Annotated in this window: 17 protein-coding genes; 9 read left to right on the top strand and 8 right to left on the bottom strand. The window is 46.8% G+C overall.

All coding sequences use genetic code 11. The features are described from left to right. Positions 1-8 precede the first annotated feature (8 nt). The 4 genes from nadE to RF007C_RS05280 all read right to left on the bottom strand — a co-directional run bounded on the left by nadE (position 9) and on the right by RF007C_RS05280 (position 4622). Positions 9-758, bottom strand: coding sequence for an NAD(+) synthase (gene nadE / locus RF007C_RS05295; protein WP_019678200.1), 750 nt, complete (start codon positions 756-758; stop codon positions 9-11). Positions 759-808: 50 nt separating this feature from the next. Continuing rightward, a complete protein-coding gene (gene thrH, locus RF007C_RS05290; protein ID WP_019678199.1) occupies positions 809-1414 on the bottom strand; it encodes a bifunctional phosphoserine phosphatase/homoserine phosphotransferase ThrH in 606 nt (201 codons plus the stop codon). Between the two features lie 103 nt (positions 1415-1517). Continuing rightward, positions 1518-2993: a penicillin-binding transpeptidase domain-containing protein gene (locus RF007C_RS05285; RefSeq protein ID WP_051456526.1), complete on the bottom strand. Its 1476-nt coding sequence runs from the start codon at positions 2991-2993 to the stop codon at positions 1518-1520. 177 nt (positions 2994-3170) lie between these two features. After that, a complete protein-coding gene (locus tag RF007C_RS05280) occupies positions 3171-4622 on the bottom strand; it encodes a penicillin-binding transpeptidase domain-containing protein (protein ID WP_037297856.1) in 1452 nt (483 codons plus the stop codon). Between the two features lie 239 nt (positions 4623-4861). On the opposite strand from RF007C_RS05280, the gene RF007C_RS05275 reads away from it, so the two are divergent. From RF007C_RS05275 to RF007C_RS05255, 5 genes are all read left to right on the top strand, one after another. Continuing rightward, a complete protein-coding gene (locus RF007C_RS05275) occupies positions 4862-5335 on the top strand; it encodes a COG2426 family protein (protein WP_019678196.1) in 474 nt (157 codons plus the stop codon). After that, the gene (locus tag RF007C_RS05270; protein ID WP_037297854.1) at positions 5335-6321 is read left to right on the top strand and encodes a hypothetical protein; all 987 of its coding nucleotides are present in this window, start codon (positions 5335-5337) and stop codon (positions 6319-6321) included. Before RF007C_RS05275 ends, RF007C_RS05270 begins: the two co-directional genes overlap by 1 nt. Positions 6322-6466: 145 nt before the next feature. Next, positions 6467-6721: a spore coat associated protein CotJA gene (locus RF007C_RS17215; RefSeq protein ID WP_242836273.1), complete on the top strand. Its 255-nt coding sequence runs from the start codon at positions 6467-6469 to the stop codon at positions 6719-6721. Further along, a complete protein-coding gene (locus tag RF007C_RS05260) occupies positions 6718-6966 on the top strand; it encodes a spore coat protein CotJB (protein ID WP_019678193.1) in 249 nt (82 codons plus the stop codon). Before RF007C_RS17215 ends, RF007C_RS05260 begins: the two co-directional genes overlap by 4 nt. Before the next feature lie 3 nt (positions 6967-6969). Then, on the top strand, positions 6970-7512 hold the full coding sequence (locus RF007C_RS05255; RefSeq protein ID WP_037297852.1) for a manganese catalase family protein: 543 nt from the start codon (positions 6970-6972) through the stop codon (positions 7510-7512). A 245-nt stretch (positions 7513-7757) separates the two neighbouring features. Here the strand turns inward: RF007C_RS05255 and RF007C_RS16350 are convergent, their stop codons facing one another. Both RF007C_RS16350 and RF007C_RS16345 read right to left on the bottom strand, forming a co-directional pair. Continuing rightward, entirely contained in the window at positions 7758-8711 is a 954-nt protein-coding gene (locus RF007C_RS16350) for a peptidoglycan amidohydrolase family protein (protein WP_019678141.1), read from the bottom strand. A 40-nt stretch (positions 8712-8751) separates the two neighbouring features. Beyond that, complete coding sequence (locus RF007C_RS16345; RefSeq protein ID WP_051456525.1) at positions 8752-9732, bottom strand: glucosaminidase domain-containing protein; 981 nt, start codon at positions 9730-9732, stop codon at positions 8752-8754. Between the two features lie 234 nt (positions 9733-9966). Here RF007C_RS16345 and RF007C_RS05235 point away from each other — a divergent pair, with 234 nt between their 5' ends. The 4 genes from RF007C_RS05235 to RF007C_RS05220 all read left to right on the top strand — a co-directional run bounded on the left by RF007C_RS05235 (position 9967) and on the right by RF007C_RS05220 (position 13222). Next, on the top strand, positions 9967-10632 hold the full coding sequence (locus RF007C_RS05235; RefSeq protein ID WP_037297849.1) for a response regulator transcription factor: 666 nt from the start codon (positions 9967-9969) through the stop codon (positions 10630-10632). Between the two features lie 81 nt (positions 10633-10713). Then, entirely contained in the window at positions 10714-11628 is a 915-nt protein-coding gene (locus tag RF007C_RS05230) for an ABC transporter ATP-binding protein (protein WP_037297847.1), read from the top strand. Further along, a complete protein-coding gene (locus RF007C_RS05225) occupies positions 11621-12331 on the top strand; it encodes an ABC transporter permease (RefSeq protein WP_037297844.1) in 711 nt (236 codons plus the stop codon). Before RF007C_RS05230 ends, RF007C_RS05225 begins: the two co-directional genes overlap by 8 nt. A gap of 18 nt (positions 12332-12349) precedes the next feature. Next, the gene (locus RF007C_RS05220; protein WP_037297842.1) at positions 12350-13222 is read left to right on the top strand and encodes a sensor histidine kinase; all 873 of its coding nucleotides are present in this window, start codon (positions 12350-12352) and stop codon (positions 13220-13222) included. Between the two features lie 127 nt (positions 13223-13349). Here the strand turns inward: RF007C_RS05220 and RF007C_RS05215 are convergent, their stop codons facing one another. Next, positions 13350-16223: a transglutaminase-like domain-containing protein gene (locus RF007C_RS05215; protein WP_037297839.1), complete on the bottom strand. Its 2874-nt coding sequence runs from the start codon at positions 16221-16223 to the stop codon at positions 13350-13352. A gap of 39 nt (positions 16224-16262) precedes the next feature. Beyond that, entirely contained in the window at positions 16263-18617 is a 2355-nt protein-coding gene (locus tag RF007C_RS05210; RefSeq protein ID WP_037297837.1) for a dockerin type I domain-containing protein, read from the bottom strand. Between the last annotated feature and the right edge of the window lie 368 nt (positions 18618-18985).

Here is an 18985-nt window from a genome sequence, read left to right as displayed (position 1 = left end):
AGCTTTAATTACTTGCTGAGCTCATACTTCGGCATGAGCTGGAGCTTGTGAAGATTTGCCCTGTGGAGGCGGTCGATCTTCTCCTTTATCTGAGGTACGGAGCTGAGATCGTCCTCGCCGCGGATATACTTATCCAGCATTGCGTATGTAAAGCCCAGATTTTCTTCATCTGTCTTGCCGCAGAGTCCGTCGATGGGTACCTTGTGTACCAGTTCATCGGGAAGACCGAGGTATTCGCCTACCTGAAGGACCTCTGTTACCGTAAGGTCGGAAAGGGGAGAGAAGTCTCCTGCTGCGTCGCCGAATTTGGTGGAATATCCTACCCAGTCCTCGGAAAGATTGCAGGTATTCACAACTCTGCCGTTATTGCAGGCTGCAACGGCGTAAAGAGTTGCCATTCTGATACGCGCAGGTGTGTTGACTCTTGCCTGCTCTGAGGGCTCCATCTGCTTGCTGAGCTCGTTCATGAAGGAGCTTACGGTATTTCCTATGTTTATGGTATAGCTCTTTATACCCAGCGTATCCACCAGCAGATGACTGTATGAAATGTCAGCCTGCTCGCCCTGAGGCATGAGAACTCCGATAACTCTGTCCTTTCCCAGTGCCTTTGCACATACTGCTGCGGCTACGGAGCTGTCCTTGCCGCCTGATATGCCGATAACCGCATTGGTGGTGGGGGTAGCTGTCCTTTCGAACAGGTCGCGTACCCACTGGACTACTTCGTTTGTTACTTTCTCTGCATTGAAGCTGTAACTCATAACTATACCTCCGTATTGTTAATATATTATACAGACTGATGCCGCGGGCATCAGTCTGCCATTGCCTTCTTTATTGCGTCAAGAAGCTCATCATAGGTCTCAAATGCGGGAAGCTCCGGGTGATCCTTCTTGATCTGTTCGGTGCTTCTGAATAAGAAGCCTGCCTTGCTTGCCTCGATCATGGCAAGGTCGTTGTAGCTGTCGCCGCTGGCGATGGTATCGTAGCCGATGGACTGGAGAGCCTTGACAGTTGTGAGTTTGGACTTCTCACAGCGCATCTTAAAGCCTGTTATCTCGCCGTTGTCAGCAACTTCGAGAGAATTGCAGAATATTGTGGGCCAGCCCAGCTTCTTCATAAGGGGGGCTGCGAACTGTGTGAAGGTGTCGCTGATGATGATGACCTGTCCGAGCTCGCGGAGAGCATCAAGGAACTCTCTTGCTCCGGGCATGGGATCGATCTTTGCTATTGTATCCTGTATCTCCCTGAGGCCGAGGCCGTGCTCCTTGAGGACGCCGAGACGCCATTTCATGAGCTTATCGTAATCAGGCTCGTCACGGGTAGTCTTCTTGAGCTCGGGAATGCCGCTTGCTTCGGCAAATGCTATCCATATCTCGGGTACGAGAACGCCTTCAAGGTCAAGACAAGTTATATACATAATGAATTCCTCCGTTGAATTAAGATATTACTTTATCATTATACTACTTTTTAAGTATTTTGTAAAGCAGAAAAAAAGAGCGGCAGCAGGCCGCTCTTGATAATCAGTAAGAAAGTACGGTGTCTATAATCCCCTGATACAGTCCGCCTGTCTGGCTGGCGAAATCAAAGCCGAAGTCACCGGGATTCTGGAGCTGCATAACGATTATATATGAACCGTTGGCGCTGTAATTGCTGTAATCCGTGTATACAGGCTTTTCCGAGGAGTTGTCGTATATATTCTTCAGACAGCCGGTTATGTACAGGAAGTCTCCCGCGCCTGTCTCGGCAGTACCTGTCTTTGCGTAGAACTGATAGTTCTCGGGAACATAGATGCCCAGATTGGAGGCGACTCCCGTCATTCCGTCAAGCAGATTCTGGCGGCAGTTTTCTGGGATAGTACCGAGCATCTCATAGGGCTTGCTTCCTTCTTTTATCTGGGTATAGGGATCTGTGGTATCAACTATCTGCTGTATTACGAAGGGCTTGACCATATCACCGAAGATGGCTTCTCTGCCCAGAGCTGCAAGATATATGGGGCAGGTCCGTACATATGCCTGTCCGAAGGCGCTCCTGCGCAGATCATCAAGGCAGTATATCTCGATATTGTTCTCGATAGGTCCGAAATCGCAGTATATCGGATCGCAGAAGTGGAATATGGTATTGAGGTCTGACATTACCGTGTCTGAGCCCAGCGTGTCGAATACCTTTGCGAAGAAAATGTTGCTGGAGTTGACAAATGCGGAATAAAGTGTCCTTTCGGGAACGGGATACCAGCCTGTTTCGTGATCCCAGTTAACTATGGTAGCACCGCTGTCTACCCATGTTCCGTCATCATATAGAGTGGTTATGCCGTTCTTGTCGGCTATGACCTCGGACATTATCTTGAAGCAGGAGCCGGGAGAGGCGTTCTGGAATGCCTTGTTGGCTATGGTGCCGCCGCTTAGTCCCTGTACGTAGGAAGGATCCGAGTAGAAAAGCTCGGGATCATATGTAGGGTATGAGACTTCTGCAAGTATAGAGCCGTCTGTCCTCATTACCACGATGGCGCCTGCCATGCCCATATTTGCCATATATGAACAGAGCGCCGTCTGCACGTTGGAATCGATGGTGAGCCTTATGGACTGTCCCACGTTATTGTCGGCGTTCACAGGCGTCTTATTCTTTGTGCGCAGCAGATCGCCCAGCACATCGTCAAAGCCTGCGGAGGCCTCGCTTATGATATTTCCGAAGGAGTATCCATAGCCTTCTCCGTAGCTGCGCTGTTCTTCGCCGCCCTCCGCGACGGTGCTGTATGTTATAAGATTATAATTCGTGTCATATATATTTCCCCTGTAAACGGGTTCGGTAGTTGTGGTAGTCGTTGTCGTTTCTTCTGTTGTCACTTCAGCTGCCTGTGCGCCATGAGTATCCTTTCCTGCATCCGAGCTTTTGTTTGTCTGGAACTCAATCTGGCCGACCTCCGATGAACAGGACGGAAACGACATTGCAGCAGCTGCCGCTATCAGCAGCGAAACAAGTCTTTTTCCCCTCAATTTCATTAAAAAAACCGCCCTTGCTATCTATATCGAATGAGTCGCTTTTCAACGTTTTTCCGTATAAAAAGCCTCATACTACAATTATACATTTTTTTTCTGTGTTCGTCAATATGTTTTAAAAAATAATATTATAAAAAGTCCCTTCTGCACGTGCAAAAGGGACTTTATGCGTATCATGGCTCATCTGCCTATAACTATATTCATAATTCCTTTGTAAAGTCCTGCCGACTGAGAGGCAAATTCAAAGCCGTGTGAAGCAGGGTTCTGTATCTCCATAACGATCACGTAAGAACCGTTTGAGCCGTAATTATCATAGTTTTCCCAGGTCTGGGTGCCGTTGTCGGCGTTGTTTTTCGCACAGCCTGTAATGTAAAGGAAATCTCCCTTCCAGCCCTCGGCTGTTCCTGTCTTGGCATAGAAGCTGTAACCCTCAGGTACATATACGCCGATGTCAGAACCTACTGAGCCCATGACGCTGAGAAGGTTGTCCCTGCATTCGGCAGGTATCGAAGCAATAACGTCGTTTGCGGCAGAGCCTTCGCCGATCCTGCGTGTGCCGTCGGAGCTTACGAGCTCCTTGATAACAAAGGGCGTTACCATATCGCCGAATACGGCTTCTCTTCCGAGAGCTGCAAGGAATATGGGGCAGGTGAGCACCTTTGACTGTCCGAAGGCGCTTCTGCGGAGGTCGTCAACGTCCTCTATCTCGATATTGTTGCTGAGATCGCCGAAATCGCAGTGTATATCGTCGGAATCATCGGCGCCGAAATGGAATATGGTCTTCAGGTCGCTGAGGACATCAGCTTCTCCGACCTGTTCAAAGGTCTTGGCGAAAAAGATGTTGCTGGAGTTGATGAATGCGGAATTGAGTGTGCGGTTTGCTATGGGATAGCTGCTCTTGTTGGTCTCGTGATCCCAGTTGACTATGGGGTGGTCGTTGCCGAAGTCCCATGTGCCGTCGTCATAGAGAGAGTATATCCCATGCTTGTCAGCGATGACCTCGGACATTATCTTGAAGCAGGAGCCGGGCTCATAGTTGCTGAAGGCTTTGTTTCCCACATCTCCCCATGCCAGATCCTCATCGTATTTCTGGTCGGCAACCGAGTTGGGATCATATGACGGGTAGCTTACCTGTGCCATTATGGAGCCGTCTGTTCTGAGAACAACGACTGCTCCGACTATATTGTTCTGATCCATGTAGTTGTATATCTCGTTCTGGACGTCGCCGTTGAGAGTGAGCTTTATGGACTGTCCTGCGCCGTCTTCGGCAGGAGTCGTAAGAATCTTGTCAAATGCAGTGTCATAGCCGTCTGACATGGGCGTGATTATATTTGCAAAGGATACCGCATAGGGTTCGGCGGAGACTCTGCGCTTGCCGTCATCACCTGTGGACAGGAGAAGTCTGCCTCCTGCGTCGTAGAAGCTTCCCTTTGCTGCCGCAGCTGCAGTGACAGGCTGAGTTGTTGTCTCGGCCGAGGTGGTCACGGGAGCGGTGGTTTCGGCAGCCGATGTGGTATCGGGCTTTGATACACTGCTGATGTCTGCCTTGCCTACCGCACCTGAGGAGCAGGAGACAAGTGAAGCTGCTATTGTTATTGCTGCGGCAAGAGCCGAGGTTTTTGTTATATTCATATTATCATTTCCTTGATATGATGTAGATTATATCTGCATGAACTGCCGCTTACCGCCGCGGGAACGAAGTCCCCCGATGATAGGGCGTACATTGAGCTGAATCGTGATTAAGTAATATTATAGCGTAAATAGTCCGTTTAGTCAACAGATACAGAAAAAATTCGGAAAATACTTGACTATTTCCCTGTTTTATGAGATAATAAACTGTATGTGATTTTTTTATGAAAGCGAGTTTTGTTATGTTAAAGTATATTCTTACATTCCTTATTTCAATGGTTCCCATCGTTGAGCTGAGAGGCGGTATACCTATCGGTGTAACCATGGGCGTGAAGTGGTATTATGCAGTGCCCATATGTATGATCGGCAATATGATTCCTGTTCCGTTTATCTTCTTCTTTGCGAGAAAGATCCTGGAATGGGGCAAGGATAAGAAGTTTATCGGTAAATTCTTCACCTGGTGTCTTGAAAAAGGTCATCACGGCGGCGAAAAGCTCAAGGCAAAGGCCGGAAAAGGTATGTTTTTTGCGCTTCTCCTCTTTGTAGGAATACCGCTTCCCGGTACAGGCGCATGGACAGGCACTCTTGCAGCAAGTCTCCTCGATCTTGACTTCAAGAAGAGCATACTGGCAGTAACTCTCGGAGTTATACTTGCCGCTGTTATCATAACCGCTGCAACTCTGCTCGGCTGCAGCGCATTCAGCGCAGTAAAATAATGATCCGCCTGGAAGAAGAAAAGGACAGGCAGACAGTCGGATGGCTCATAAAGAACTTTCCCGACAATAATCACTGGACAGGGACAATGAGAGGCTCGGATAAGGTGATAAAGGAGCTCTCGCTTGTATCGGAAAGCGAAAACGGTACGGTGAACGGTTATATCTCCTGTGTGAAAGTAAAGTCGGGTGAGTATTCCACGCCGCTTATCACGGGCATTCATGCGGACAGTGATGACAAGAAGTCGGCGCTCCTTGCAGAACTTAAAATAACAGCCGAAAAGCTTGGCTATAATGCCCTTCTTGCATATCCCGACAATACGGAGCTTTTTAAAAAGGAAGGCTTCAGGGAAAGCATCGCCTGCGGTTTTATCCCGCCCGAGGATCATAAAAACATAGGCAGGATGTATTGCTTTGAGCTTACCACGAATAAGTACGGCAGGCTTGAGATAGCGTGCTTCCCCGAAGAGCTCGGGAAAAAAGGCGGACCTGTATTCAATATCTATACCGAAATGTCAGATGAGGAATATCGTTTTGCCGCCATTGATACAAGAGCTGTTTCCAGACTGAGGACCTATATTTTCTGCGGCACTGTTATAGTGGTTTTCATTTTGCTTTTTATTGCGGAAAAGCACCGGGTCTTCCTTGCACCTGCAGTGCTGGCAGCTCTGTATATGGGAAAGATACTGTCGGATCTTAAAAAATTCAAGGAAAAAATGGGAGAGAGTAAGGGAAAGCCCATGATCGAGCATGAATTGTTTTTCGAAGACAGGCTGCTGGTGTATTTCCCAGGTTCAATGAAGGCAAAATACTATGAATACGGATATTTCCATTATCTTTATCTGAAAAAAGGATATATGTTTCTTGGAACTCCAACCAGGAACGGTTTCCTTGACGGCTTCTTCATCAAGGACAGAAGTGATGAGGAGCGCAAAGCTCTGGTAAAGTTCCTTAAAAAGAAAACTGGCGGCATCGGCATAAGAAGATGACTGCTTGTATGTATATTTTGATATGAAAGCCGCGGACAAAGCTGTCCGCGGCCTTTTTGTAACCTGTTTCCGCAAGGGTGCATACTATGTGATGTGCGGAGGACCTTCGCACGCGGTTCTCCGCGCAGGAAAGGAGGACTCGGTTATGAATCTCGATCTTTTTGATGATATGGAAGGCATCATTCTTCATGAGCGTGAAGCTGCCCTCGATATATCCGATATGAATAAAAACAGCGGTAATGACAGTATACCGCGCTTTCCGGTGAATACTCCGATTGCTATGGCCTATGTGCCGTTCCAGCAGTGGGGAAAGACCTATGGAGACGATGAGGCACTGAGCAGGGGGACTCTCTTCCCCGAGCTTGATCTGCCCTTTGCGAAGGGAGGCAACGGGAAATGAACGAACACAATATTCTTCTTAGCAAGATAAAAAAATACGATTTTGCCCTCAAGGAGCTTGATCTTTACCTTGATACCCATCCGAACTGCCGCCGTGCTCTGGCTATGTTCCGCAAGTACAAGGAACTCCGCAGTCAGGCTGTAGATGAGTTTACAAAAAGGTTCGGCCCGCTTGCTCCCGAGCAGAACAATGATATGCAGCATTGGTCATGGATCGACGATCCCTGGCCCTGGGAAAGGAGATAATCTATGTGGCAGTATGAGAAAAAATTACAGTATCCGGTAAAAATAAAAACTCCAAATGCCAAGCTGGCAAAGGTGATCATATCACAGCTTGGAGGTCCCGACGGTGAATTATCTGCTTCACTGCGATATCTCAATCAGAGGTACTCCATGCCTTACGGAGAGGTCAAGGGACTTCTGACAGACATCGGTACTGAGGAGCTCGCTCATTTTGAGATGATTTCGGCCATACTCTATCAGCTCACGAAGGATCTTTCGATAGATGAGATAAAGGCAAGCGGTTTTGACACCTACTTTGTTGACCATACAACAGGCATTTATCCCATCGCAGCTTCGGGAGCTCCTCTGACTGCGGCGTATTTCCAGTCAAAGGGCGATATTCTTACGGATATAAATGAGGATATGGCTGCCGAGCAGAAAGCCCGCACCACCTATGACAATATTCTGAGACTTGCCGATGATCCCGATGTGCGTGATCCTATCCGTTTTCTCCGTGAGCGTGAGATTGTACACTACCAGCGCTTCGGTGAAGCGTTCCGTACAGGATAGTACACAAAGAAAAAGATAGTACATACCGCTTTCGGGGCTGTCTTTATATGTATTATCAGATGATTAGCTGCTATGCTGTTTTTCTGTGCGCCGGCACTGTGAGTATAAGTATCCGTAAAAAAAGGCAGAAGAAAAGCCATAGTATTTCCGGGAGATAACCGGAAACACCATGGCTTATTGCTTTTATTGGCAACTTACAGAAGGCTTTTCCTCAGCCTTAAACCTGCAAATCCGTCAGGATACGATCATGCCTTTTTGAGCTTGCCCTGCTTGAGAAGGTTGAGCATCTGTGTATTCTGAGCAGCTGTGCCTGAATAATTGGAGATGCTGTTTGCAGCAGCGATCTTCTTGCGGTTTGCGAAAGAAGAATCAACACCGATAGAATTGAGAGCGTCAACTATTGAATTGTACTGTGAACCGCACTTAGGGTAGAATTCATCTATAGTACCTGAACCGGGCTTCTTGAGCTTGCCCTGCTTGAGGAGGTTGAGCATCTGAGTATTCTGTGCAGGTGTGCCTGTATAATTGGAGATGCTGTTTGCAGCAGCGATCTTCTGACGGTTTGCGAAAGAAGAATCAACACCGATAGAATTGAGAGCGTCAACTATTGAATTGTACTGTGAGCCGCACTTAGGGTAGTAATCGCCGCCGGTAGGGTCGTTATATCTGAGAACGCCCTGCCATTTCCAGAATGAGAAGTTCTGAGTGTTTATTTCTCTGCCTGAGCTGTCGCCCTTCTTGCCGTCGTAGTCAGAGTGAGCACCGACATTTTTGCCGTTGCCTATATACATTTCCGTATGTCCGCTTGATCCGCTTCTGTAGAAGAGAACATCGCCGACTTTAAGGTCACTTGTGCCGCTGATATTGCTGATCGGTATCCATGTAAAACCATGAGCCATGAACTCTGACTTCATATTGCCTGTGTATGAAGCATTGCCCACATCAATGCCTGCCTGTCTCAGAGCTGAGATAACCAGTGATGAGCAGTCGTAATCGGGATTTCCGTTTCTGTTTGTCTGGCTGTAGCCGTGAGTATTGTCGTTTGCGATACCAACAGCCCAGTTAACAGCATACTGGAGCTTGCTTGCCGCATTTGCTGAAAGTGCTGAACCGCCGATGATGCCGCTGCCTGCTACAATGGCCGAGCAGGCGAGAACTGCTGTTGCTTTCTTGATCGATCTGAAGATTTTGTTTTCCATAATATTACTCCTTTTATTATAATCATTATTAAAATATAGCTTAGTTTGGTTTTACGAGCTGACCTGCCTTGAGGGAGTTCAGCATCTGAGTATTCTGAGCTGCTGTACCTGAATAATTGGATATATTGTTTGCAGCAGCGATCTTCTTGCGGTAGCTGTATGAAGAATCGGCACCGATAGAATTGAGGGCGTCAACTATTGAAGAATAGCTCTTGCTGCAGGGAGGGAAGTATGTCTTTGCATCAGGATTTATGAGCTTGCCCTGCTTGAGAAGGTTGAGGAGCTTAGTATTCTGAGCTGCTGTACCTGTATAATTGGTTATGCCGTTTGCTTCGGCTATCCTCTTGCGGTAAGCGAAAGAAGAATCAACACCGATAGAATTGAGAGCATCAACTATTGAATTATAGCTTGACGAGCAGGCTTTGAAATATATACCCGTAACGCTGCCGCCTCCGCCCTGAGGGTCAAATCTTGTAAGGCCATAGGTCTCGATAAGATTAATGAGCTTGGTGGTATATTTGCTGTCTGTTGCCCAGCCGTCCTCTCTGATCTTGCGGCAGGCTGCCTTATAGTCTGTCTCGCCGATGAGGTTGGAATATCTGGAATAGCCTGTGATGAACTGGTAGTAGCCTTCAATGCCCTGATTGAATGAGTGGTAAACTCTGAATGTTCCGTTTACAGTTACGATCTTGCCGTTGATCTCTTCGGTAGTCTTTAATGTTACGGTCTCACCCTTGTAGTTTGAACCTGCCTTCATGCCGAAGAAATTATAGTATTTCTTTGAGAGAGTGCTCTTTCCCCAGCTGGATTCAAGTATAGCCTGAGCTACGGTCATGCTCGGGAGTATCTTATACTTTGAATAGTTCTTCTGGGCTGCATTGCCGAGATTGTCGATGAAATCCTGCTGTGACTGTGTGATCGCATATGCGCTCACGGGCTTTACTAATGATGGCGATGATACTGCTGTAACACAGCCCATGCACATAAGCGAAGCCAGAAATGCTGCTGCTGTTTTTTTCATTTTTATACCTCCTATACTGCGGTTTTTTTTGAAACTATTGCAACGACTAGTCAATTACTTTATGCGTTTATATTACATTCGCTTCTGAAAAAATACCACAAAAATGGAGTGAAAGGGCATTTTTTCGGAGTGGACAGGCATTTCAGGCCAAAAATACATTATTGCATGGGGATGCTGCACTTGAAATTATGGGGGATCAATGATATAATAATAAAAAAACTATGAGGTGAAACGATGTCCGATATACTTATCATAGATGACGATGCACATATCAGCGAAATGCTTTCCGAAGCCCTCAAAGGAGAAGGCTATTCGGTCTCGGCAGCCTATTCGGGTACGGAAGCGCTTATGCTCCTTTCACAGACCAGGCCAGATCTTATACTGCTTGATCTTATGCTCCCGGGACTTACGGGGGAGGAGCTCCTTCCGAGGATAAAGGATATACCTGTAATAGTATTGAGCGCAAAAGCCGGTACAGCAGATAAGGTTGGACTTCTCCGCAGCGGTGCGGCGGATTACATCACAAAGCCCTTTGATATGGATGAACTGCTGGCACGTATAGCTGTTCAGCTGAGAATGAGCGTCAGCGCCGGAAAGACCGCTCTCTGCTTCCATGAGATCACTCTGGATACGGAGGCTCATACAGCCCGGGCAGGCAGCAGGGAGATAAAGCTTACAAGAACGGAATATGCCATACTAAAGCTCCTCATGCAGAATGCGGGACAGGTAGTCGCCAAGCTCAGCATACTCGAGCGCATAAGCGATGATACTCCCGATTGCACCGAGGATTCGCTGAAGATCCATGTACACAATCTTCGCAGAAAGCTAAGGGCTGCAACAGGAAAGGAATATATTTCTGCGGTATGGGGCATAGGATTTATGCTCGATGATAAATCTTAACCGTATCTTAACTGTTTTCTTAACCGTTTTCTTAACTATTTCATGTTATACTGTTTTCAGAAACAAAAAGGAGGTCATAATATGGACTATGTTCTGAAAACAAAAGATCTTTGCAAGCAATATAAAGACTTCAAAGCACTAAAAGGACTGACAATGAATGTTCCCAAAGGCGCCATTTACGGCTTCGTCGGCAGGAACGGCGCGGGAAAGACCACGCTTATACGTATTATCTGCGGCATACAGTTCTCCACATCCGGCAGCTTTGAACTGTACGGTGTAAAGGACTCTGATTCGGCTATATCCGAAACCAGGAGAAGAATGGGTGCGATAGTTGAAACGCCGTCGATCTTTCCTTATCTTACTGCAAGGGAAAATCTTGAGATGCAGTACGATATAATGGGAATGCCCGATTACAGCAGCATAGACGGACTGCTTGAACTGGTAGGACTGAAAAATACGGGTAAAAAGCTGGCCAAGAACTTTTCTCTGGGTATGCGTCAGCGCCTTGCAATTGCCGTTGCCCTGTGCGGAAATCCCGATCTGCTCATATTCGATGAGCCGATAAACGGTCTCGATCCTCAGGGAATCATAGAGATAAGAGAGCTAATACTGAAGCTCAACAAGGAGCGCAATATTACGATACTCATATCCTCTCACATACTTGACGAGCTTGCAAAACTTGCCACACATTACGGATTTATCGACAATGGCTCCATTGTCCGTGAGATGAGTGCCGAGGAGCTGGAAACTGCCTGCCGCAAGTGCGTAAGGATAAACGTGACCGACTGCACAGCTGCGGTAAAGGCTCTTGACGATATGGAGTTTGATTATAAGATATCGGACGAAAACGTCATTGATATATATGCCAAACCAAATATCACCCGCCTCGCAGCAGCTCTTTCAAAAGAAGGCTGCGAGATACTCAGCTGCACTGAGCACGATGAGAACCTTGAAGGCTTCTTTATCTCACTGGTAGGAGGTGACAGCAATGAATAAACTCCTCAGAGTTAACCTTAAGCTTATGGTGCGCAGGAAGGATACACGGCTGTGTGCCGGGCTGTCAGTAGTCCTTGCAGTTCTGGGCGCTCTTGTCAGCAAACTGAACGGCAATATGACATGGTATGATATGTTTGAATTTCCTCTTATTCTGGTGATGATCTTTTCTGCTGTGGGAGGACTTTTCATAAGCAGGGACTATACCCAGAATACCATACGCAACAAGCTCACAGTAGGACATAAGCGCACCGGCATTTATCTCGCCAATCAGATAACGGAAACTATCTTTTTCTGCGTACCGGTCATATTTTACTTTATTACCTCGGCCATAGCCAATTTTATACTTATAGGTGCAAAGGGTGCGGTATTCTCGGAGGTCATGGGGAATATTGCAGTATGTCTCATTGCTGTGAACGCATTATCAGCGCTCACCACCTTCCTTGCCATGACAGTCAAGAGCTCGGCAGGCGGAGTTCTGCCGATAATACTCATGTATCCGATGCTGATGCTTTCTGTACTGGCAGAGGCATTGGAAGACGTGAAGTGGCTTAAATATGTATGCGATTTTATTCCGGTAAGTCATATAGCGTCACTTATGCAGCCTGACAAGGATCCTGCGATGCATATATGCTATTCACTGATATTCTTTGCACTGTTCACTGCAGGTGGAATTGCTGCATTCCGGAAAGCTGACCTTAAATAATTACAACAGGAGGAAAAAATGGTTTACTGTCTGTTATGCGCCGCAGTTATAATAGTACTGCTCTGCGTCAAGATATATCTGCTGAAAAAGTCAGCGCGTGAGATATCCGCGCAGTTTGCTGATAGACTGAAAAACGATACCAATAACCAGTTATTTATATCCTCGGGTGACAAGGATATGCGCGAGCTGGCGGACAATATCAGCAGGCTGCTGGGGGAGGTGCGGAAAGAGAAGCTGCGTTACGATCAGGGCAATACAGAGCTGAAAAATGCCATAACCAATATCTCACATGATCTGCGTACTCCTCTTACGGCTATATACGGCTATCTGGATATGGTACGGAAAACCGACGATCCTGAAAATCAGGCGCGTTATCTGGGGATAATGAAGGAACGCGCCGATATGATGAAGCAGCTTACAGAGGAGTTGTTCCGCTATTCAGTTATTGTTTCCGATGACGAAAATACGGAGACGGAAAATGTTTATGTAAATCAGGTGCTCGCCGACAGTATCAGCAGCTTTTATCCTGCGCTTAACGGCAGGGGTATAGAGCCTGTCATAAAACTGACAGACAAGCGTATTGAACGTCGGATGAACAAGGCTGAGCTGTCAAGAGTTTTTTCAAATCTGCTCAATAATGCTGTTAAGTACAGTGACGGTGATCTTGAGATCGTTATGTCGGATACGGGAGTCATATCCTTTTCAAATACGGCTAAGGAGTTGTCCACAGTTGAAGTCGAACAGCTCTTTGACCGTTTCTATACGGTTGAAACTGCACATTACTCTACGGGACTGGGGCTTTCCATCGCAAGAACTCTTGTGGAGCGTATGGGCGGAAGCATCACAGCCGGATACAGCAGCGGCAGACTTACATTAAAAATAATGATATAGTGTTGATTACAGCCCGAAATATAGTTTTCGGGCTGTTTGAGTCAGCATAAGAAAAGCCTTCAGCGGAGCAGTTACTGCCGCTGAAGGCTTTTTCGGTCTCTGTATGACCGTTATGGTTGTTTTTGGATTATATACCTATTAATAATTTGGCCAGGTTCTCAAGGTGGAGGAAGGTGTCAACAAGCTTGCCCATATCCATCTCGCTGTTGTCATCGCTGCCTGCGAGACCTACCATAGTGGTCATGATATTACCGATCTCGCCGCCGATGTTGCTGCCGCTTGTGTTTACGTTCACAAGTGCAAGGATATTTGCAGCAGTAGCTGCAAGGTTCTTGGCAGCTTCTTTTCCGAGCCTTTTTCTGAGCTCCTGTTCTGTCATGCCCTCTTCGGCGTATTCAAGCACCAGATCGCACATATTGAGTTCCATCTGTACTGCGTTAGCGTATGCACAGGTGGATGCGAACATTCCGATGAGGTTTTCAACTACAGATTTGATGTCGCCTTCTTCTGCTTTGATAAGTCCTGCGCAGCCCTTGACTACACCTGCAAGGGCAAGGGCTCTGTTAATGTATGAAAGCTTGATATTCAGGTTGAACAGTTTGTCATTAATGTCGGGCTCAACTTCAAGGTCATAATCCTGTGAAGCACCGCCTGCTGTTCCGTCGGAGATCATATAAAGCGCTGCTCCTGTTACGGGATCCATAGCGATATAGGCAGTTCCGACCCAGTCGCCCATGGAGAGTATCTCAGGTACAAGGATTATGAGATTGCCGCTGTTTGCAAAGCCCTTTATATCGGTCTTTATATAGCTGTCGATATTGCATTCATCAAGTACAGCGTCTGCATTTGCAGCGGTTAGGTATACAGGCTCGATGCCCTTTTCTGCTGCGGCTGTCATGACGTGTACCGTTGAGATGCGGGGCTGGTCGGAGCCGGTAAGCTCTGCCCAAATATCGCCTTCGAATCTTGATTCGATAAGACCTGTTTCAAAGTTGTACTTTCTTTCGATACTTGTGTCACCGTCAAGATTGATAGCAGTGGATTTGTTATATGAGGCGTCTATGTAGAAATTACCCGGATCAAGTGAGCGGACAGTTCCGAAGGCGGTAGATATCTGGAACTGATAGCCGGTTATTGCAGCGCCTAAATGGCGTGAATAAAGGATATTGTTTGTTCCTGCGTATAACTGATCCTGGAAATCGCAGAGTGAGAAGTAGTACCTTCCGGCGTATCCGATTACCTCGCCGAGAACGTCGGCAGTGAAAAGCTTTTCTGTTCCGCGCTTTTCGGCAGCTGCCTTCATCTGATATTCGGCGAGTTCGCCTTCGATGGTGGAAATCACGTTGAAATCAAGGTTTATAGCATATACCGAACCTGCCAGTACCTGATCGTAGAGTACAGTCGTTCCTGTGTCGTCCTTTATCCTCGTGGACATCTGCTGTACAGTACCGAGAGTACAGCTCTCTTCTGCGGCATATCTCTTTGTTCCCACTGTTACAACGGGTACGACTCTTACCAGATATGCAGGGACAGAAGTAAACTTTTCGTAGCGGTCCATTACTTCCTTGTCGCTTTCGCTTGCGGGTTCGTAGGCAATTGAGATATATTGTCCGTAGAGCTCTGCAACAGGTGAGCTGAATATGGTCTCGTCGTTAAAGCCTATGGAGATCGTCTGCTTGTCAGCTGATTTTATGGCTGTATAGCGCTCGGAGACAGTATCAACAGTGTAGGGGAGAGACGAAGGGAGATAAATCTCATTTCTGTTGCTGATAACAGGATATCTGAGATTTATTTTATCGGGAAGAACGATATCGTCCTTGTACGTATCGGGGCTTTCCTTTATCATTTCCTGCATACCGCTGAACTGGTCAATCTGTTCCTGATTGTATTTTGCGTCCAGAGTTTCTTCCTTCATAACGATCTTCTTGAAACTGGGATCCAGAGGGATCCAGACGCTTTCGCCGGACTTGCTGCCTGCGCCGCGGTAATCGGTATAGGGGATATATGCTTCCGCCCATGTATGCTCGAATCTGAAGCCCTTGATGCCTTCATTGCCCATTATCTTCTGGGAATTCTTGTAGCATACAGCAATGATACGCGAAGCTGTTTCTGCGTCGGAAGCACCTGTAAGATCAAGTGCCTGCTGAGTTGTTATACGCACAGTGCCTCTTACAAATCTGGCGGGTATATTCTTTGATCTGAGAAGATATACCAGCAGTGAAGCCTGATCTATATCATTGCCGCCCAGCTGATAGAAGGTGAGAAGCGGTCCCTTCTTTGAGCCTGTGTACATCTCGTTCTTGATATTGTTCTTGATGAAGCGGTATATTTCGTCGAAGTCGCCTAACTCGTCTGCGATCTGTCTGAAGGCGTCCGCGTCGAAAATATCGTTTGTCATGTCAAGATCTTTCTCAGTGGGATCGTATGAAGGCGCGCTTGAAGCCTGAACTCTGATGGCTGCCTCGTCAATGGTCTCGATAACTGATGTATCCGCAACGGTGCGGGGAGCAGCGTAAGCGCAGCTGATCTCATTATCGGATGAAAGATTGTCGGAGATGATATCGATATTTGCATCGGTATCTATGCCGTTCTTTACATTGTTCAGCGCCTGTATGGTCTGTGTATACTTTTCGTTTATGGTTTTCTCATACTGCTTCTGGCGCTCAAGAATCTCGCCGTCGGCCCACTGAGCTATTTCAGCGGATTCGGCGTCTATGCTTTTCTTTGTCTCGTTCAGCTCGTCGATAAGATTGTTGCATATCAGTGTGAGCTTTGTATCGTCATTGCCCTTGCTGGCATATGTCAGCTGTTCCTTTACGGACCAGCGCTCCTCCTCGGGAACGATCTCCGCAGCTATCGGCTGAACGTTTTCTTTATTATTACTGTTATTATTATCAGAAATGTCCTTTTTGATGTTCCATGCAGTAACGCTGCTTGAAGTGCATACAAATGCTGCTGCAAGAACAAAAGCTGCCGCTTTCAAAAAATGCTTATTCTTCATTGCATTTCCTCCTGTTCTTTTTTAATGCTGTAAGCTGCGTCAGTCTTCTTTTTTCGGAGCCTCTGCCGTAAGCTCCAGCCAATCGCGCATATCGCTCAGTTTTCCGCCTGTTGACGTATATGAGTAATATGCAAGCACCTTGGATGCGTCTACCGAGTCTATGACGTTGGTTTCGTCAACATCGCCTGCTGTGAACTGCTTTTCGTTAAAGGTAGTATTCTGATTTGTGGATATCTTTGCATACTCGGCAAGGATAAGGCTTGCGTCTACGGAATCTACCTTGTTGTCGAAGTTGACGTCGCCCAGCTTAGTTTTTTCCTGAACAGGCTGTGTGGTAGTAGTTGTTGTTGTTGTTGTTACAGGAGCGGAAGAAGTTGTCTTTGCGGTGGAAGTAGTTGTCTTGCTTGTGGTTTTTGTTGCAGTCGATGTGGTCTTGCTTGTGGTGGAAGTGGTCGATGTAGTTTTTGTGGTCGTGGCTGATGAAGTCGTTGTGGTCTTTCCCGATGCGGATACAGTGAATTCTGTTTCGGCAGAAGCAGCCTCCTCACCGTTCCTTGACCATGTTATGACAGCCTTCATTTTGCCGCTGACATTGTCGGGCAGCTTGATCTCAACGGTATCTTTATGTCCCTTGTCTGCGGTAATTACCGTGTCCTTATCGAAATTGTGCTCCGAGACCTTATTGCCCTTTTCGTCGATCACGGTAACCTTTGCGTCTGCCTTTGAGTCAAAGGGAGCAGATTCCGAAACGACGCTGAGAGATACGGTATCTCCTGCGGAATATGTCGTTTTATCGGCAGTGATCTTTGCTGTAATGGTGCTTTCGGGGATAGGTGCGATGATCTCGCTGCTGATATTGCCGGCATTATCGGCTGCAAATATATGGATATACTGAGGACTGAAAGGATCGTTGGGAACAACCGTGATATCAGCCTTTCCGTCCTTATCTGCCTTGATAAGATCCTTTATGGTCTTTTTATCGCTTTCGTATTCGATAAGCGCCGGTGAGCTCTTGTCACTATCGGTTACCTTGGCAACAAATCCCGCAATACCGCTGAGAGCTTCATGCTTGGTGGTATTTGAGACAACGATGACGTTTTCCTCGGATTCGGCGCTTACATAGTATTCGTATACAGTGGCGGTGTCCTTGGACTGTACGGAAAGGATTATCTTTCCGCTGTCGATTACGGCGTCAAGGAACTGTGGTGTCTTTGGAGCGTTTGCGTCCTTGAAGGTAGCGTCTGCGGCAATCGTGGAGTTTACATTGTTTGACTCCCATTCTCCGCCGTTTCCGCGTCTGTAAAGCTTGTATCTGAAGGTATTGTTATTATCGCTGATGTCGTTCCACCTGAGTTCCACAGTACCGTCTTTGATGCTGCTGTTAAGTTTTAATTCTGATACAGGTGTCGGAGGTATTGATGTTGTAGTGGTCATAGAGGTGGTAACTGCTGATGAAGTGGTAGTAGTACCTGTCTGTGTAGTGGCAGTTGACGTACTTGTGACGGGATCCTCAATTCCGCTTTTTTCGCCGGCTTCAAGGAGCTTTATGGCCCAGTAGGTAGTGGTAATATCTCCGGCAAAGCTTCCGTCAGACTTCTGTGCAGCTTCAAGCTTCTTTATAACGTCGTCCAGCTGGGGATTCTGGCCAGAAGTGGACAGTGCAAGATATTTGCATATGGTCTTCTGAATATCACCATCCTCATAGCTGTCCTCGATATTATCCGAGATATAGCTTATGGAAGTGCTGAACTGAGACATATCCAGTCTGTTTTTCTCGCAGAATCTTCCTATATCGTATACGGCGATGGCAGTGAGCAGCGGATCGCTCTTGTTTGACTCGGCATAAGCGAAGCCTCCGTCCTTATTCTTGGCATTTATAAGGTAAGAGCATACCGACGCGCCGGAAATATCTGTTCCGCTGTATCCTGTTTCGTTTATAGCATTCAGAACCAGCAGCGAATCAAGAACATCGCTTGAATAATCGGGATAAAGTCCGAAACCGCCGTCCTTGTTCTGCTTTGTTTCCATCTGTCCGAGATACTCCGAGTTGCCGGAGGAAGAAGCCAGTCTTGCGGTAATATCGGTATTCTGACTGTCAGCCTTGTCGGAGAGCCAGCCGAAGCTGTCCTCATAACCCTTCGCGCCTGATGCTCTCAGAGCGGAAAGGGCATAGGAAGTATCGTTGATTATCCTGTTATCGCCGATACTCTTGTCAGGGTTCACCTTTGTTCCGAGATATGTAGCTGCTTTCGATACGGCGGGGGAGGAAGCGGTGCTTGCCTCGGCGCTGTCAGAACCTGATGCGATGAAACTTATTACCGAACAAGTATTTACAGCAAGTATCATGCTCAGGCAGGCTGATACTTTTTTCTTTGTTCGTTTTGAAAATTTCAAATCATACACCTCCATATATTTTTTGAATATACATATAATATAAATTATATCGCAAAATGACTTCAATGTCAATGTTATAAATCAAAAGCGCATTATTTGACAGCTTTTATGCAGTTGACAGCAACATTTGGGGAAATACAGGCGTACTGATAAAAGATCATATTAGTGCATAAAAACCGTCAGACAGATACTCAATGTATCTGTCTGACGGTCACAATGTTTTCTATTCTTTTTTTTAACTTTCCCCATGAAATATGGCTTGTTCACGGAACGGGAAGTTATCTTCCTAAATAGCTCCGCTGTTAATGAGATAAACAGGTGTTTTGCCTATGTATAAATGATACCACACGGAAGGCTCTGTTGTCAAT

The organism is Ruminococcus flavefaciens 007c, assembly GCF_000571935.1.
GTDB classification, from domain to species: domain Bacteria; phylum Bacillota; class Clostridia; order Oscillospirales; family Ruminococcaceae; genus Ruminococcus; species Ruminococcus flavefaciens_F.
The sequence above is the reverse complement of the archived record's forward strand: the minus strand, read 5'-3'. Positions and strand labels throughout refer to the sequence as shown.

Excerpts from the sequence above, each read along its gene's own strand:
- RF007C_RS05275 (WP_019678196.1), top strand. The coding sequence starts at position 4,862 with ATGTTAAAGTATATTCTTACATTCCTTATTTCAATGGTTCCCATCGTT.
- RF007C_RS05230 (WP_037297847.1), top strand. The coding sequence starts at position 10,714 with ATGGACTATGTTCTGAAAACAAAAGATCTTTGCAAGCAATATAAAGAC.
- RF007C_RS05235 (WP_037297849.1), top strand. The coding sequence starts at position 9,967 with ATGTCCGATATACTTATCATAGATGACGATGCACATATCAGCGAAATG.
- RF007C_RS05220 (WP_037297842.1), top strand. The coding sequence starts at position 12,350 with ATGGTTTACTGTCTGTTATGCGCCGCAGTTATAATAGTACTGCTCTGC.
- RF007C_RS05225 (WP_037297844.1), top strand. The coding sequence starts at position 11,621 with ATGAATAAACTCCTCAGAGTTAACCTTAAGCTTATGGTGCGCAGGAAG.
- RF007C_RS16345 (WP_051456525.1), bottom strand. The coding sequence starts at position 9,732 with ATGAAAAAAACAGCAGCAGCATTTCTGGCTTCGCTTATGTGCATGGGC.
- RF007C_RS05255 (WP_037297852.1), top strand. The coding sequence starts at position 6,970 with ATGTGGCAGTATGAGAAAAAATTACAGTATCCGGTAAAAATAAAAACT.
- RF007C_RS17215 (WP_242836273.1), top strand. The coding sequence starts at position 6,467 with ATGAATCTCGATCTTTTTGATGATATGGAAGGCATCATTCTTCATGAG.
- RF007C_RS05260 (WP_019678193.1), top strand. The coding sequence starts at position 6,718 with ATGAACGAACACAATATTCTTCTTAGCAAGATAAAAAAATACGATTTT.
- RF007C_RS16350 (WP_019678141.1), bottom strand. The coding sequence starts at position 8,711 with ATGGAAAACAAAATCTTCAGATCGATCAAGAAAGCAACAGCAGTTCTC.
- thrH (WP_019678199.1), bottom strand. The coding sequence starts at position 1,414 with ATGTATATAACTTGTCTTGACCTTGAAGGCGTTCTCGTACCCGAGATA.
- RF007C_RS05280 (WP_037297856.1), bottom strand. The coding sequence starts at position 4,622 with ATGAATATAACAAAAACCTCGGCTCTTGCCGCAGCAATAACAATAGCA.
- RF007C_RS05285 (WP_051456526.1), bottom strand. The coding sequence starts at position 2,993 with ATGAAATTGAGGGGAAAAAGACTTGTTTCGCTGCTGATAGCGGCAGCT.
- RF007C_RS05215 (WP_037297839.1), bottom strand. The coding sequence starts at position 16,223 with ATGAAGAATAAGCATTTTTTGAAAGCGGCAGCTTTTGTTCTTGCAGCA.
- nadE (WP_019678200.1), bottom strand. The coding sequence starts at position 758 with ATGAGTTACAGCTTCAATGCAGAGAAAGTAACAAACGAAGTAGTCCAG.
- RF007C_RS05270 (WP_037297854.1), top strand. The coding sequence starts at position 5,335 with ATGATCCGCCTGGAAGAAGAAAAGGACAGGCAGACAGTCGGATGGCTC.